Source organism: Pseudomonas sp. GV071, assembly GCF_003050835.1.
GTDB lineage: Bacteria > Pseudomonadota > Gammaproteobacteria > Pseudomonadales > Pseudomonadaceae > Aquipseudomonas.
The window spans coordinates 109,110-126,118 of sequence record NZ_QAOJ01000003.1 but is presented as its reverse complement, the minus strand read 5'-3'; the positions used below and the strand labels follow the sequence as shown (position 1 = coordinate 126,118).

General features: G+C 61.3%; 6 protein-coding genes. 2 read left to right on the top strand and 4 right to left on the bottom strand.

Translation table 11 applies throughout. The annotated features are described in order from the left end of the window. Positions 1-7 precede the first annotated feature (7 nt). Positions 8-1,096, bottom strand: a complete 1,089-nt coding sequence (locus C8K61_RS07070; RefSeq protein WP_108095504.1) for a DUF2855 family protein — start codon at positions 1,094-1,096, stop codon at positions 8-10. A 56-nt stretch (positions 1,097-1,152) separates the two neighbouring features. Between C8K61_RS07070 and C8K61_RS07065 the strand changes: the two genes are divergently transcribed. Together C8K61_RS07065 and C8K61_RS07060 are read left to right on the top strand one after the other, a co-directional pair. Continuing rightward, a complete protein-coding gene (locus tag C8K61_RS07065) occupies positions 1,153-1,815 on the top strand; it encodes a TetR/AcrR family transcriptional regulator (protein ID WP_108095503.1) in 663 nt (220 codons plus the stop codon). Between the two features lie 176 nt (positions 1,816-1,991). After that, positions 1,992-2,624: a hypothetical protein gene (locus C8K61_RS07060; protein ID WP_108095502.1), complete on the top strand. Its 633-nt coding sequence runs from the start codon at positions 1,992-1,994 to the stop codon at positions 2,622-2,624. Positions 2,625-2,915: 291 nt separating this feature from the next. Here the strand turns inward: C8K61_RS07060 and C8K61_RS07055 are convergent, their stop codons facing one another. The 3 genes from C8K61_RS07055 to C8K61_RS07045 all read right to left on the bottom strand — a co-directional run bounded on the left by C8K61_RS07055 (position 2,916) and on the right by C8K61_RS07045 (position 16,689). Next, on the bottom strand, positions 2,916-4,271 hold the full coding sequence (locus C8K61_RS07055; RefSeq protein WP_108095501.1) for an MATE family efflux transporter: 1,356 nt from the start codon (positions 4,269-4,271) through the stop codon (positions 2,916-2,918). 320 nt (positions 4,272-4,591) lie between these two features. Then, the gene (locus tag C8K61_RS07050; protein ID WP_108095827.1) at positions 4,592-4,930 is read right to left on the bottom strand and encodes a tryptophan synthase subunit beta; all 339 of its coding nucleotides are present in this window, start codon (positions 4,928-4,930) and stop codon (positions 4,592-4,594) included. 170 nt (positions 4,931-5,100) lie between these two features. Further along, positions 5,101-16,689, bottom strand: a complete 11,589-nt coding sequence (locus C8K61_RS07045; RefSeq protein ID WP_108095500.1) for a retention module-containing protein — start codon at positions 16,687-16,689, stop codon at positions 5,101-5,103. Between the last annotated feature and the right edge of the window lie 320 nt (positions 16,690-17,009).

Here is a 17,009-nt window from a genome sequence, read left to right as displayed (position 1 = left end):
GCAGCGGTCACAACTCCACGATATGTCCCTCTTTGGGCGACACCTGGCCGTGGTACAGCTGGCTGATCAGCCCCTGCGCCGCCGCAAACCCCTGGTTCACCTTTACCTCCAACAGCGGTGTGACCTGGTCATAAAAGCGCACCAGCCCCTCGCCAATATGCTCGGACACTTTCACCGGCCCCCAATCGGCATTGCGCTTGCGCAGTTGAATGGGCGCGAAGAACAGCTGCGGCTGCGGTCCGGTGATGGCGGTGAGCTGCGCCGGATCAGTGTTCTGCGCCGAGCCCGCGCAGCAGCTGTACACCAGTTGGCTGCCGAAGTGCTGGTGGACCCGGTCGCGCAGCGCCAGGTCGCTGGAGAAGTCTACGTACAGGGTGGGCTGATCCGTGCTCAGTTGGTTCAGGTCGTCATAGGCCAGGCTCTGCTCGTAGCAACCTAAGCCGGCGACAAATGCGGTGTTGCTGCGCGAGGTTAGCGCCACTCGTTCTACACCGGCGCCATCCAGGCATACCGCCGTGGCAAACGCGGTCTTGCTCGACGCGCTGGAAAACACCAAACGGGCGGCGCCGAAAAAGTCGTTGTCCTGGAGAAAGTCCGCCAGCATCGCTGAAGTCAGAAACAACGGCTTGAGCAGAATCTGCAGGTTCTCCGTGGCCGGGCTGTAATACGGGTCCCAACTGCAGCGGGTGTACTGGTTATAGGCCGAAGTCAGGTTGCGGCGGTGTTCGGCACCGTCGTAAAAGCCACGGTCGGTAACGCGCTCCGGCTTCATGCGCAGGTAACTGGCTATCGGGAAGTAGCCATAAAAACGTTCGCCGACGGCCACGCCTTCCACATCCGAGGCCACCACATCGGCAAAACCCCACACCGGCACATGGCCCAGGCCGGCGTCGCCGGTGGGAAAGAAATCCCAGTAGTTCATCGAGTCGCCAAAAGCGGCGTAGGTGATGTTGTTGGTGGTCAGCGACAGGCGTTCGAGCTTGACCACGATCTCGCCGGGGCCGGCGCCGAGGTCTTCCTCGTGCTGCTCGATATGGCTCTGATCCAGTGCGTTTTTTTCGGTAAGAAGGCGTGTTACGTTGCTGCGACCTGACATGACGGGCTCCTGGTTTTTGTGGGGAGTAGCGTGTCGCCACAGAGTACGAGCTAACCATGAAGCGCGGGTTCGGAAACGCCAACACGCCGCCAGCCAGCCCGGCAAAGCCGCGTAGCAAGCCACTCAAACGTCCCAGCCAGGCCCGCGCGATCTTCACCGTGGAGGCCATCTTCGAGGCCTTTGTTCGGATTTGGCTGCGCCAGGGCTGGAGCACCCTGACCACCCGCGCCGTGGCCCTGGAAGCCGGCGTCGCCATCGGCACCCTCTACGACTACTTCCCCAGCAAGGAAGCGCTGCTCTCGGGCTACGTGCGCTACGGCATCGAATGCCTGCTGGCACGCCTGGACAGCGAGGTCGTGCAGCCCACTGGGCTGAGCTGGCAGGAACGCGTCGAACGCCTGCTGGAAGTCTGCTGCAACCCACCTGAGCCCGACCGCTCGATGTTCGGCTACGACCTGATCGAACTCGAATACAAGATCGCCGAACGTAAACACCAACAACGCGCCTACGAAGAACTGGCCGGCAAATGGCGTGAAGTATTCGCCGCCTGCCACGACCTGCCGCGCCAGCCAGCGGGGGAGACCGTCGACGCCTGGCTGACCAGCGTATGGGGCGGGCGGCGTTACTGCCTTACCGCGCAGTTAAGCGCGGCGCAGCAGCTAGCCTGGTTGGCTGAGACCAAAGGCATGTTGGTGCAGCGGGTGGCGCAATTGCACTGAAGCCGTTGGTCGAACGCCAGGGCTACTGGTTGTGGATGATGTTGCCGTTGTTGATATCGAATTCGGTGGTGTAGTGGAATCTGCGGATAAACCTTGCGCTGCCTGGCTTGTACATTTCAAACACAACTAGCATGGGTTTTTCTTCGAAACCTATGATTAATAAAAGAGTTCATTAAATGAAAACAGAAGATTTTATAAATAACATTCGTGTGTTGTCTGATGATAATTTACATATAAAGATGTATCAAATAGACGATCAAGTAAAAGTGTATGGGAGGTTTTTAGAGCGTATGTTTTGGATGTCTGATGCCCCATTAAAACATGGTTGGCTGGAGCAGCTTTATAGGTATTCCAATGGTTTGGATTTATCTACGTACTACATAGTGCCTTATAATAACTTTTTTAATAAGAAAAAGTTTTCATTTGACGATTTTTGTAACGAGTGGATTGTTAATCAGGATAATTCTAATGAGGTGTTGTGTGACTTTTATTCATTTATGACAGATGGTGTGTCACTGATTGGCTATTTGGAAAATTTAAAAGATAATCAAGGTGATAATTTTATAGGGTTTTCATCTGAATCAAAAAACATCAAGGATGTGGATATTATATTTTCTAACATTTATTCACTTTATGACTATGTTATAGGCTCTTTAAAAGAAGATAAGCGGTTGAATTTTTTCAAGCCAATTGAGTTTTGGAGGGAAAGAGATATTGAGTTGGATTCTGCATATAAAGATAAACGAATTATAGACTATAAGATGAGATTTTTATTTCAGGATGGGTCGGTCAATTTTAATAATCATTGAGGATTTGTTGAGAGAGATCTAAATGCTACAAAGCCTACAGCGGCAGCGTCTGCACTAATGAAGAGTGGGGACTGTTAAAGGAAGAAAAAAGAAAATCGTCCTCCAGGCATTTTCTCAGTATTTGATTATTGTGATTAAGGTGTAAAGCCAGAAGGAGCAGGGATTCGGTGCTCCTCTCAGCGCCCGATGGCGCAAAACCAGAGATATCTCAGGAAACTTAAGACCAGGTGAAGCGGATGATGCCGGGGATACGTGCGCCTGGTTTGCGCAATGCTGGCCACACTGCAGCCATCACACCAACCGCGTAATCTGCCGATGCCGCCACACCAGCCGGTAGTACAGCACCTGCAACACCAACATGGTCACGTAGGCCAGCGGAAACGCCATCCACACTCCCTCGAGACCAAAGTGCGCGTCCAGCAGATAGGCGCCTGGCGTCTGCACGCCGAGGATGCAGAAGATCGAAATCACCACCGGCATCAGTACCACGCCACTGGCGCGCATGATGCCGCCCACGGCGGCCTGGTAGCCGAATATGAGGATGCTCCAGAGCATGATGTGCAGCAGGTGTTCGGCCTGGGCGCGGGTGGCCGGGTCGGTGATGAACAGGCCCAGTAGCCAGTGCGACAGGCCGTAGCCGAGCAGCACCAGGGTGCCGGTCAGGCAGGTGTTGATCCACAGCCCGGTGCGCAGAATGGCGCCGATGCGGTCCACCTGGCCGGCGCCAATCGCCTGGGCGCCGAGGATGGAGGCGGTGATGGCAATGGAGAGGGCAGGGAACTGCACGTAGTTGGCGATTTGAGTCACCGCGCCATAGGCGGCTGTGGCCTGCGAGCCGTGCTGGTTGACCAGCGCCAGAATCACCAGCTCCGACAGCGAGATCACCACCATCTGCAGCCCGGTTGGCAGGCCGATGCGCAGCACCTTGCCGACAATTTCGCGATTCACCCGCAGGGCTCGCAGCAGTTCGCGGTCGGGGGCCAGCACATGGTTTTTGTAGCGTAAGCGCACGGTGAGCAGCAGCATCGCCAGCAGGTTGCTGAATAGGCCTGCATAGGCCGCGCTCTGAATGCCCATCGGCGGCAAGCCCAGCCAGCCTTTGATCAAGGCCGGAGTCAGCAGCAGGCCGGCGACGGTGGAGAGAATCAGCGCCAACAGCGGCGACAGGGTATCGCTGACGCCGCGCAGCAATTGGGTGAACAGCACGAACACCAGCAGCAGCGGCATGATCAGCATCATCACCTGCATATAGGCGGTGGCATCCTCCAGCACATCGGCCGGCGTGCCCAACGCCACCATGGCCTGGCGGGCGAACACCGTGCCGACCACTGCCGCCAGCAAGCCGATCAGGGCGCCAAGGGTCAGGGTCGTACCGGCAATCGCCTTGACCAGATGGGGCTCCCGCGCGCCCCAGGCCTGGCCGATCAGCACCGAGGCGCCAGCGCCCAGGCCGATCACCAGGGCAATGAAAAAGAACACGATGGGAAACATCCCCGACACCGCCGCCAACGCCTGGGTGCCCAGCATCTGCCCGATGTAAATGCTATTGAGGGTGCCCGACAGCCCCTGGAGGAAATTGGACAGCACCATCGGCAGCAGAAACAGCAGGTACACCTGCCACAGCGGGCGTTGGGTAGGGGCGGGCATCAAGACAACTCATGGTTCGGCGGTCGGCCATCTGAGCATGAAAGCAGGGGCTTTGCACCTGGCGATTCGGGCGTTGCACGCGGTGGTTTCGCCAACCCGAGTAGGAGCGGCTTCAGCCGCGATTGGCCGGTATGGCTGACGGCATTTGTGCAGGTGCTCCTGCCGCAAAAAGAACTTGCGGCTGAAGCCCCTCCCACAAGACCGCAGAACCTCGTAGGAGCGGCTTTAGCCGCGATGCTTTTGATCGTTGTTAAGCGGCCGGATTTTTGCGTTTGCAGGGATCGCGGCTGAAGCCGCTCCTACAGGATTTGTGCTGGGCTTCAAATCACCCCGGCATCATCATCGTTAATCAACTTGTGCAGCCCGCCCAAGGCTTCCCGGGACTGGGTCCGGCTGAGCAGTTTGCCCTGCGCCGCGGGTGGCAGGTCGGTGATGCGCAGTACGCCTTTATTCATCAGGATGGAAATCAGGTCGTCGATTACCCGGATCATTTCCAGGTCGCTCTGCTTGAGTTGCAGCAGGTTGCTCTCGACGGTGTGGTTGGCGTACCAGGCTTGCACGTCGTGGTCGTCGGCCGGCAGGGTGCCGGTGGACCCGTCGAAGGGTCCTGCTTCTACGCGCGTCAGTTCGCCGAACTCGTTGCGCTGGATATACAGCATCAGCAAACCCTCTCTCTTATGGTTGAAATTCACGTGACTGGCGGGCAAACGCAAACCCTGCCAGTTGTGTGTAGCGCCTGCAACGCATTCTTGCCAGGCAGCTTTTTCCCGATAAAAAAACGGCGCGAACTCCGAACTGCTGGAGACGCGCCGTTTAGTCCCGCCCTAAATCAATGGTGGTCGGTTTTCACCACCGGATCGCTACCGGCAATCAGCGACTTGACGATGTCCGCCGACGACGAGCCGTAGGTGGTCAGGTCAACCCCTTGCAGGGTGATGCTGACGTCCGAACCCTGGTCAATGTGGCCACTGGTGCTGACCTGGATAGTCGAGGTCGCGGTGTCCACTTTCAGGTAGCTGAGCACGTTGGCGTCGGTGATATCCGGCAGCAGGTCGTTGAGGTTGATGCGATCACCCTCGACGGCGTTGAAGTCGGTGATGGTCGACTTGCCGACATCGCCCGCAGCCCAGGTGAAGGTGTCTGCACCGATGCCGCCAGTCAGGATGTTGTTGCCGCTACCGCCGAACAGGATGTCGTTGCCATCGCCGCCCAGCAGCACATCGTTGCCGGCGCCACCGTACAGGGTGTCGTTACCAGCCCCGCCTTCCAGGCGGTCGTGGCCTGCCAGGCCGTAGAGGGTGTCGTTGCCGTCACCGCCGCGCAGCAAGTCGGAGGCCGACGAGCCGTTCAGGGTGTCCGCACCGCTGGTGCCGGTGGCCAATACCGAGGTGCCGTTGGCCAGGGTCAGGTACTGATTGAGGCTGCTGGTATCACCGTTGGACGCGGTGTTGGTGCCGGTGAAAATCAGTGTCGCCGAGTCGGTACCGGTGTGGCCCAGGGTCAGGTTGCTGGTGGTCCAGGTGCTCAGGTCGATCACCGTGTCGACGCCAGCGGAGGTTGCGGTATGGCCATTGCCGTCGCTGATGGTCATGCCGTCTTCCAGGCCGGTCACGGTCAGCTTGCTGGCCGTGTCGGTGACGCTCAGGCTCAGGGTGTTCTCGGTGCTGGTGGTGGCGTTGGCAATTGCAGTGGCCTGGTAACCGTTTTCCACATGGTTGATGGCCACGATCTGATCGCTGGTCAGCACACCGCTGTAGATGCGCAGGTCATCCAGCGCGCCTTTGAAGTAGTTGCTGTCGGTGACATCGCCCGAGTTGTTGAAGGCATCGGTCACGCCGATTTCCAACAGGTGGTTGAGCGTGCCGGTGAAGGCGCTGTCGGTCGGGCTGCCGGTAGCTTCCAGCTTGCCGTCGACATACACGCTGACCAGACCGGTTGAGGCATCCCGCGAGATGGCGATGTTGTGCCACTGGCTGTCGTTGATCGCCGTGATGCTGTACACGCCATTGACGTTGCCCAGGCCAAAACCGATCTGGCCGCTGCTATTGATGGCGCCCCACTGGATGTCGTTGCCGCCGCTCACCTGCTCGCTGCCGATGATGCTCGGGTTGTTCCAGGAGTTGCCCTTGCCGTCGGAGCCGCCCGCCTGCGCGGTGTTGATCCAGAAGGTCAGGGTGGCGCTGGTCAGCAATGCGGCGGTTACCGTGGCGTTGACGTCGATATGGTCGCCCAGATCGCTACCGCTGTTGAGCATCAGGTATTTGCCGGCGCCATCCGCGCGCGCGGTGGTGCTCAGGCTCGGGATGTCGGAGTTACCGGTGTTGCCGCTTTTCGCCACGCTGTCCACCAGCGTGCCGGTCTGCCCGGTGCTGACGTTGCTGACGGTGGCGCCGCTGTTGGTGGTGGAATCGAACGTCCAGTAGCCCTTCGGCGTCACGGTAACGGTTGGCGCAGTGGCGTCGCTGACCGAGTTGATCATCAGCTGAACATTGGCAGTTTCGGTTACACCGCCCGAGGTTGCGGTGTAAGTGAAGTTCGACTGGCCGTGGTAATCGGCAGTCGGAGTGAACACCAACTGGCCGCCGACCAATTTGACGCTGCCGTGGTCCACGGCCACCGAGTTGGTGGTGATCGCGGTGCCGTTGATGGCAGTGATGGTGGCGGTGTTGCTGAAGGTGTCGTTGCCCAGCACGTTGAGGGTGATGGCCGCGTCTTCGTTGGTGACGGCGGTGTCAGCCTTGGCATCGACCACGGCCTGGATCACCAGGGTGGCGGTGTCCGGGGTGCTGACGGTGCCATCGCTGACGTTGTAGCTGAAGGTCGCGGTGCCGTTCCAGTCCTTCACCGGGGTGAAGGTCCAGGTGCCGTTGTCGTTGGCGACCAAGGCGCCTTGGCTGGCCGGCACAGTCAGGTTCAGCACGGTCAGGGTGTTGCCGTCGACATCACTGGCGTTGGCCAACAGTTGCGCCGAGGTAATGGTCACGCTGCTGTCTTCGTTGGCCGCGGTGAGCGCTACCGGTGTGGCCGACACGGTTGGTGCGTCGTTCACCGCCACCACGTTCAAGGTCACGGTTGCGTTGGAGGTGCCGCCTTTGCCGTCGCTGATGCTGTACTGGAACGTGGCCTCGCCGTTGTAGTTGGCATCCGGGGTGAAGGTGACCACCCCGTTGCTCAGCACCGCCGTGCCATGTGTGGCGTTTTGCACGCTGGTCACGGTCAGGGTGTCGCCGTCGATGTCGCTGTCGTTGCCCAGCAGTTGGCTGGCCTTGATGGTCAGCGCGGTGTCTTCGGCGGTCGTCAGCGAGCTGGTGTTGCCGCTGGCGCCAAGCACGGTGTAGGTGTTGTCGTTGCTGCCGGCGATCTTGGTTTCCACTTTCAGCGTGGCACTGCCGCCCTGATCCCAGTAGATGATCTCGATCTGGTGGTTGCCGGAAGTGGCGATGGTGTAGTTGGCGGTGGTGGCAGCAGCGCCGCGGTTGCCGTCGAACTTGACCACCTCCTGACCGTCGATACGCAGAATGAAACCGTCGTCCGAGGTCACCTTGAAGGTGTAGTTACCGGCCGCCAGGCTGACCTGGCCGCTGAGCTTGATGATCGCGTCCGTGGTGGTGACCGGGTCGGTCGACAGGCTGGCCTTGTCGTTGCCGAGGAAGGTCTGCAGGTTGGTACCGGCACCCAGGTCGGTGGTCACACCGTTGCCGTAGTTCAGCGTGGTGGCAATAAAGGTCGCGTTCGGCGTTTTGCCGGCAATCAGCGATTCCACTTGGGCGATGGTGGCCAGGTTGTCGCCGCTGCCCTGTGCATAACCGAAGTACTGGCCAGTGAGGCCGGTGGTGTATTTGTCCGCGACTGCGACCGGCGCGTCGTTCACCGGGGTGACGCCAACGCTGATCACGCTGCTCACAAACGCACCGCTCGGGTCGGCCACTTTCACCGTGAAGCTGTCGCTGCCGTTGTAGTTGGCAGTCGGGGTGTAGGTGAAGGTGCCGTTGGCGTTGAGGGTCAGGGTGCCGTGGGCCGGGCCGGTGGTCAGGCTGTAGGCCAGGGTGTCGCCGTCCACGTCGTTGCCAACGATGCTGCCGCTCAGCGGGGTGTCTTCGTTGGTGGTCAGCGACTGGTTGGTGGTAGTCGGGGCATCGTTCACCGGGGTGACGTTGATGCTCACCAGGCTGTCGACCAAGCCGCCTTTACCGTCGGAAACCTGCACGGTGAAGCTGTCGGCGCCGTTGTAGTTGGTAGCCGGGGTGTAGGTGTAAGCGCCAGTGGTGGTGTTGAGGACCACGGTGCCATGGGCCGCTGCGGTTTTCACCGCGTAGCTCAGGGTGTCGTTGTCGACATCGCTGCCAACCACCTGACCGGTGACGGCGGTGTCTTCGGTCGTGGTCTTGGTGTAGTTCGAGGTGGTCGGTGCATCGTTCACCGGGGTGACGCCGACGCTGACCACGCTGTTGACGAACGCGCCGCTCGGGTCGGCCACTTTCACCGTAAAGCTGTCGGCGCCGTTGTAGTTGGCAGTCGGGGTGTAGGTGAAGGTGCCGTTGGCATTGAGGGTCAGCGAACCGTGCGCCGGGCCGGTGGCCAGGGTGTAGGTCAGGGCATCGCCATCGATATCGTTGCCGACGATGGTGCCGGTCAAGGCAGTGTCTTCGGCGGTGGTCAGCGACTGGTTGCTGCTGGTCGGCGCATCGTTGACCGGGGTGACGTTGATGTTCACCACGCTGTCGGCGGTGCCGCCTTTACCGTCGGAAACCCGGATGGTGAAGCTGTCGCTGCCGTTGTAGTTACCAGTCGGGGTATAGGTGTAGGCGCCAGTGCTGGTATTGAGCACCAGGCTGCCGTGGGCGGTGCCACTGCGGATGGCATAGCTCAGGGTGTCGCCATCAACGTCGCTGGCAACGATCTGGCCGCTCACGGCAGTGTCTTCGGCTGTGGTTTTGGTTTGGTCGGCGGTGGTCGGTGCATCGTTCACAGGGGTGACGCCGACGCTGATCACGCTGTTCACGAACGCTCCGCTCGGGTCAGCCACTTTCACCGTAAAGCTGTCGGCGCCGTTGTAGTTGGCAGTCGGGGTGTAGGTGAAAGTGCCGTTGGCATTGAGGGTCAGCGAACCGTGCGCCGGGCCGATGGCCAGGGTGTAGGTCAGGGCATCGCCATCGATATCGTTGCCGACGATGGTGCCGGTCAAGGCAGTGTCTTCGGCGGTGGTCAGCGACTGGTTGCTGGTGGTCGGTGCGTCATTCACCGCCGTCACATACAGCGTCACGGTGGCGTTGCTGGTGCCGCCATGGCCATCGCTGATGCTGTATTGGAAGGTCGCTTCGCCGTTGTAGTTGGCGTCCGGGGTGAAGGTGATCACGCCGTTGTTGTTCAACGCCACGCTGCCGTGGGTCGGGTTCTGCACGCTCGTGACGCTCAGGGTGTCGCCATCGACGTCGGTGTCGTTGCGTAGCAGGGTGCTGGCGTTGAGGGTCAGGGCGTGGTCTTCGCTGGTCACCAGGGCGCTGGTATTGCCGGTGGCGCCGAGCACGCTGTAGGCGCTGTCGGCTGGACCTTTGATTTCCACTTTCAGCGAGGCGTCGCTGCCTTGGTCCCAGTAGATGATTTCAATCTGGTGGGCGCCGCTGGTGGCAACGGTGTAGCTGGCCGTGGTTTCGGCGGCGGCGCGGTTGCCGTCGAAGCTGACCACGGTCTGCCCGTCGATGCGCAGGGTGAAGCCATCGTCAGAGGTCACTTTGAAGCTGTAGGTGCCGGCATCCAACGACACCTGACCGCTGAGCTTGATGATCGCGTCGCTGGTGGTGGCTGGGTCGGCCGACAGGCTCGCCGCATCGCTGCCGAGGAAGGTCTGCAGATGCGTGCCGGCGCCCAGGTCGCCGGCCACCGAACCGTAGTTCAGGGTGGTGGCGATGAAGGTCGCGTTCGGGGTTTTGCCGCTGATCAGGGATTCGACCTGGGCAATGTTTTCCAGGTTGGCGCCGCTGCCTTGGGCATAGCCGAAGTACTGGCCGGTAAGGCCCAGCACGTAGTGGTCGGCAACTGCTACGGGTGCATCGTTCACCGGCGTCACGCCAATGTTGATCACGCTGTCGACCGATGCGCCGCTTGGGTCCGCCACTTTCACCGTGAATGTGTCGCTGCCGTTGTAATTGGCAGTCGGGGTGTAGGTGAAGGTGCCGTTGGCGTTCAGCGTCAGGCTGCCGTGGGCCGGGCCGGTGCCGAGGGTGTAGGTCAGGGTATCGCCATCGACATCGTTGCCGACGATGGTGCCGGTCAAAGCAGTGTCTTCGGCAGTAGTCAGCGACTGGTTGCTGCTGGTCGGTGCGTCGTTGGTCGGGGTCACGCCGATGCTGATCACGCTGTTTACAAACGCGCCGCTCGGGTCGGCCACTTTCACCGTGAAGCTGTCGCTGCCGTTGTAGTTAGCAGTCGGGGTGTAGGTGAAAGTGCCGTTGGCATTCAGCGTCAGACTGCCGTTGGCCGGGCCGGTGGCCAGGGTGTAGGTCAGGGTATCGCCATCGACGTCGTTGCCGACGATGGTGCCGGTCAAGGCAGTGTCTTCGGCGGTGGTCAGCGACTGGTTGCTGCTGGTCGGTGCGTCGTTGGCCGGGGTTACGCCGATGCTGATCACGCTGTTCACAAACGCGCCGCTCGGGTCGGCCACTTTCACCGTGAAGCTGTCGCTGCCGTTGTAGTTGGCAGTCGGGGTGTAGGTGAAAGTGCCGTTGGCATTCAGCGTCAGGCTGCCGTTGGCCGGGCCGGTGGCCAGGGTGTAGGTCAGGGCATCGCCATCGATATCGTTGCCGACGATGGTGCCGGTCAAGGCAGTGTCTTCGGCGGTGGTCAGCGACTGGTTGCTGCTGGTCGGCGCGTCGTTGGTTGGGGTCACACCGATGCTGATCACGCTGTTCACAAACGCGCCGCTCGGGTCGGCCACTTTCACGGTGAAGCTATCGCTGCCGTTGTAGTTGGCGCTTGGCGTGTAGGTGAAGGTGCCGTTGGCATTCAGTGTCAGGCTGCCGTTGGCCGGGCCGGTGGCCAGGGTGTAGGTCAGCGCATCGCCATCGACATCGTTGCCGACGATGGTGCCGGTCAAGGCAGTGTCTTCGGCGGTGGTCAGCGACTGGTTGCTGCTGGTCGGTGCATAGTTGGTTGGGGTCACGCCGATGCTGATCACGCTGTTCACAAACGCGCCGCTGGGGTCGGCCACTTTCACGGTGAAGCTGTCGCTGCCGTTGTAGTTGGCGGTCGGCGTGTAGGTGAAAGTGCCGTTGGCATTGAGCGTCAGGCTGCCGTTCGCCGGACCGGTGGCCAGGGTGTAGGTCAGGCTGTCGCCATCAATGTCGTTGCCGGTAACGGTGCCCGTCAACGGGGTGTCTTCGGCGGTGGTCAGCGACTGGTTGCTGCTGGTCGGTGCGTCGTTGGTTGGGGTCACGCCGATGCTGATCACGCTGTTTACAAACGCGCCGCTGGGGTCGGCCACTTTCACGGTGAAGCTGTCGTTGCCGTTGTAGTTGGCGCTTGGCGTGTAGGTGAAGGTGCCGTTGGCATTCAGCGTCAGGCTGCCGTTCGCCGGGCCGGTGGCCAGAGTGTAGGTCAGGCTGTCGCCATCAATGTCGTTGCCGGTAACGGCGCCAGTCAGCGGGGTATCTTCAGCGGTGCTGAGACTTTGGTTGGCGGTAGTTGGTGCATCGTTGCCCGGCGTTACGCCGACGCTGATCACGCTATCAACGGTGCCACCTTTGCCGTCAGAAACGGTAACGGTGAAGCTGTCCGGGCCGTTGTAGTTGGCGGCCGGGGTGTAGGTGAAGGTGCCGTTGGTGTTGACCGTGACTGAACCATTAGCAGGCTCGCTGCCGGGCTTCAGGGTGTAGGTCAGGCTGTCGCCATCGTTGTCGGAGCCGGTCACAGTGCCAGTCAGTGGCGTGTCTTCCACTGTGCTCAGCGACTGGTTGCTGGTGATTGGGGCGTCGTTACCTGGTGTTACGCCGATGCTGATGACGCTATCGACGGTACCGCCTTTGCCATCGGCAACGGTGACGGTGAAGCTGTCCGGGCCGTTGTAGTCGGCACCTGGGGTGTAGGTGAAGGTGCCATTCGCGTTGACGATGACCGAACCGTGAGCCGGCTCGCTGCCTGGCTTCAGGGTGTAAGCCAGAGTGTCGCCGTCGATGTCGCTGCCGGTTACCACGCCATTCAGCGGGGTTTCTTCGGCGGTGGTCAGGCTCTGATTGGCGGTGGTCGGTGCATCGTTGTCCGGCAGCACGGTGACGGTCAGCGGCAGGGTGGTGGTGGCGCTGCCGCCCGTGGCTTCGCTGGAGGTGGCGCTGACGTGCAGGACGATGGAACCGTTGAAGTCCTGTGGCGGGGTAAGGGTCAGGGTGCCCTTGTTCCAACTGGTGATATCAATCGGCGCGCCGGTGCTGGTCACGCTGTTGCCGTTGCCATCGCTGATGATCGAGCCGGCCGGGGCGTCGTCGATGGTGATTTTGGTGATGCTTTCCGAGCCGTCGGTGTCGGTAACTGCCGCGCTGATGCTCGACAGCTTGATCGCGTGGTCTTCCAGGCCGACGTTGGGCTGCGACGACACGCTGATGTTGTCCAGCAGGCCGCCCAGCGAATTGCTGTCGGTGGCGCGGAATTCCAGGGTGTAGTTGCCAGCCGCAGCGGCGGGCAGGGTGTAGGTGTAGGTGGTCAGGCCGGCAGTGGTGCCGGTCAGGGTGCCGACTTTGACGCCGCCCCAGAACACGTCGATGCCCGAGTTGCTTTCCTGGCCGCTGCGCGGCGAGTACTGGAACTGCACCACAAAGGTCTCGCCGGCATCGGCACTGACGGTGGTGAACAGGTTGCTGGCATCGCCAGTGTTGCGCTCCAGCTCGATCACCTGATTGGTGCCGCTGCCGCCAGAGATATAGGTGCTTTCGCTACCGATTTCGACGGCGTTGCCGCCGTTGCCGGTCTGCCAGTTGCCGTTACCCAGGGTGCCGACGGCGATATTGCCGTTGTGGCCGGATACGCTGGTTTCTTCGAAACCGGTGGAAATCAGCTGGCTGGCGCCGCCGAAGGTCAGGGTTGGCGCATCGGCCACCGGGGTGACGTTGATGGTGGCGCTGCTGGTAGCCGAGCTGGCGCCGCTGTTGTCGATGGCTTTGAAGTCGAAGGTGGTGCTGCCACCCCAGTTCGCGGTCGGCACGAAGTACACCGGGCCGGTCACCACCGCGCCCACGGCGAGCGCGCCAGTACCCTCGGCATTGGCGTACAGGGTGCCGTGCTCCGGCAGGGATTCGATCGAGTAGCTGGTCACGCTGCCGTCGACATCGCTGCCGCCCAGGGTCACCTGAATCGGCGCGGCCGGGTCTTCGCTGCCGCTGCCCACTACCGAGCTGCTGGCAACCGGAGCATCGTTGGTGCCGTTGATGGTGACCTTGACGGTGGTCGGGGTGCCATCGGCGCTGGTGACGTTGAAAGAGTCGCTAACGCTCTGGCCAGCGCTCAATTCATTGAAGGCCGAGTTGGCGGTGAAGGTCCACACCCCAGCCGCGTTGATGCTGAACGTGCCGTAGGTGCCGGCCACGTTGGTTTGCGGGGTGAAGGTGGCCGGGCTGTCGATATCGCTGATGGTCAGCGTGCCGCCGGTGGAGACGGGGCTGTCGGTTTCGGCGACGCGTACGTCGGCGGAGCCGAGCACGGCGGCATCGTTGACGGGGCGAACGGTGACGGTAACGGTGGCGGTTTCAGTCACGCCGCCGGAGGTCACGGTGTAGGTGAAGGTGTCGGTGCCGTTGTAGTTCGGGGCCGGGGCGTAGGTGACAGTGCCGTCCGGGTTGAGTGTCGCCGTACCGCCATGTTGGGTCGGGCCGACGGCGGTGATCGCGCGGTCCGGGTTGCTGAAGGTGTCGGCGGTGCCGCCACCTGCGCCCGTCACGGGGTTGAAGGTGATGCTGTTGTCTTCGTTGACGCTGACGGCATCGGCGCGGATATCACCCACGGGCTCCACACGAATGGCCACGCTGGTGTTGCTGGTCGCGGTGCCATCGCTGCTGCTGACTTTCAGCAGGTCGGTGCCGTTGTAGTCGGCGGTCGGCTTGTAGGTCAGGCCTTGCAGGGCGGCGCTGATGGCCGCCGAGCTGCCAACCAGCGTCAGGCTGCCGGTGCCATTGCCGACGACGGTCACGCCGCCGGCCAGTGGGCCGAGGGTCAGGGTGCCGTGCTCGACGCTCAATTTGGTGGTCAGGCTGGCGCTGTCGATATCACCGGTGGCGATGCTGTTGCCGCGCAGCACGGAGAACACTTTGCTGGTGTCTTCGTTGGTCACTTGCACCGTGGTGGGTGCGGTAATGAACGGCGCGTCGTTAACCGGGTTGACGGTGATGTTCAGTGTGGCGGTGCTGGTGGCGGTACCGTCGGTGAGCGTGTAGGTGACGGTCGGCACCGGGCCGTTGTAGTTGGCAACCGGGGTAAAGGTGAAGTTGCCGTCGGCGCCGATAACGAGCTTGCCCACGCCAACGTTCAGGCTTTCACCGGCGTTCGCACTGAAGGTCAGCGGGCCGACCGAGATGCTGAATTTGGACACGCTCAGCACAGCGCCGCTATCCACGTCGGTGTCATTGTCGATGACGTTGCCGGTGATCACGCTGTCTTCGTTGCCCGATTTCACATCGGCGACGGCCACCGGCGCATCGTTCTGGCCGGTGATGGTCAGGGTGGCGGCGGTCGGGGTCACGCCACCATTACCGTCGATCACGTTGTAGGTATAACTCAGGGTCAGGGTCTGACCGGCCGCCAGGTAGGTGTAGGCGTTCGGGTTGACGTTCAGGGTGCCGTCGCTATTGAGCGTTACACCGCTGGTATTGCCGCCGCTGGTTTCTTGCAGGTTGGCCACGCTGAGGGCGTCGCTGAGGTCGACGTCGGTGGCGTTCTGCAGCAGGTTGATGGTCTGCGTCGCGGCATCTTCGCTGAAGGTGGCGCTGACGGCCGAGCTGACCACGGGCGCATCGTTGACGCCATCAATGGTGATGGTGGCGCTGGCAGGGGTGCTGCCGCCGTTCAGGTCGACCACGTTGTAGGTGTAGGTGAGGGTGACGCTTTCGCCAACGGCCAGGTAGTTGTAGGCGTTGGGGTTCACACTCAGGGTGCCATCGGCGTTGATGGTCACGCCGGAGGCATCGCCACTGCCGGACTGGGCAACGTTGGTCACGCTGAGTGAGTCACCGTTGTCGGTGTCGCTGGCGTTGCTCAGCAGGTCCACGCTGAAGCTGGCGTCGTCTTCGGTCTGGGTGACGGCGACGGTGCCGCTGACCACGGGCGCGTCGTTGACGCCGGTGATGGTCAGGGTTAGCACGTTGTTGCTGCTCAGGCCGCCGCTGTCGGTGACGGTGAACGGCACACTGATGGTCAACTGCTCGCCGGCACCCAGGCTTTGATAGGCCGCGTTGCTCGGGTCGATGGACCAGGTGCCGTCGCTGTTGAGGGTAAAGCCGGCTGGCGCGGTGACGCCGGTTTGCAGGGTGAAGGTCTGGGTGTCGCCGCTGTCGACATCGCTGGCGGTCAGTTGGCCGCTGACGATGGTGCCGTCTTCAGTAGCACTGGCGGCTGCCGGGTCGGCAATCGGCGCATCGTTCACCGGGTTGACGCCAATGTTCACGGTGAGGGTGTCGCTGCCGCCACGGCCGTCGGTGACCACCACCTGGAAACTGTCCGGGCCGTTGTAGTTAGTGGCCGGGGTATAGACCCACACGCCCTGCGGGGAGACCGTCAAGGAACCGTGGCTGGTGCCGCCGCCAACGATGGCATAGGTCAATGCGTCGCCGTTGTTATCGGTGGCGCTGAAGGCGCCGTTGTAAACGGTGTCTTCGTCGGTAGTGACATTTATTGTCGGTGTTGCATCATTTCCGGCGGCATCGGTGAAGGTCGGCGCGCGATTCTGATCGGTGCTGAAGGCCTGTTCCTGAACGACCGCATCACCGCCTGCCGGGTCGGTGAAGGCGATGCCGATGTCCGGCTGCACCGCGCCTGCGGTTTCGCTCAACAACACGAAGCTGTGGCTGCCACCCGCGGCGCCGCCGCCCGCACCACCGGCACCCGGACCGGCTGCGGTAGGGGCAAGGTCTTGGGTCGGGTCGGCACCGGCGGCGATCGCACGTTGCACGTCCAGCACTTCGGCGTGGGCATCGGCAGGGCTCTGCGCAGCGGTTTGGGTGCTTTCGCTGGCGCTGTCCGCGCTGCTCCACTGGGTGCCGCGACCGAGATCAAGGGTCCGCCCGTCGGTCAATTCCAGGGTCACCATGCCGCCTGCACCGGTATCCAGCGTGTCACCTACAAAGAGTCGGTCACCTTCGACCAGCACGCGATGAGCGCCCTCGGCGGACGTTGCGATGACTTGGCCAACAATGCTTTTAACGATGGCGACGACGGTGCTCATGTAGTGACTCTCCCTGGGAAGCTTCAGGCAAACGGCAGTGCAAATAAGGTCGGTTAGGTGAAGCGGTCGAGCGGCTGACCCCTATTCAGGCAAGGATCTTGCCAGTGATAAGTGTCAAAAATGCAGCGTCAATAATTTGGTGATTTTGTTGATTTCGGCATCTTTCTGCCAAACTATTGACCAATTTTGTGACATCCTAAACAATCTGTCGGGTAATGTCACTTTGCTAGTAAGGTGAATCCGATACTTGGTTTTGAGAAGTAGCTCTCACTTATTTTCTCGACACAAAAACTATCTAACATCTGCCGCTTTCGACCGCC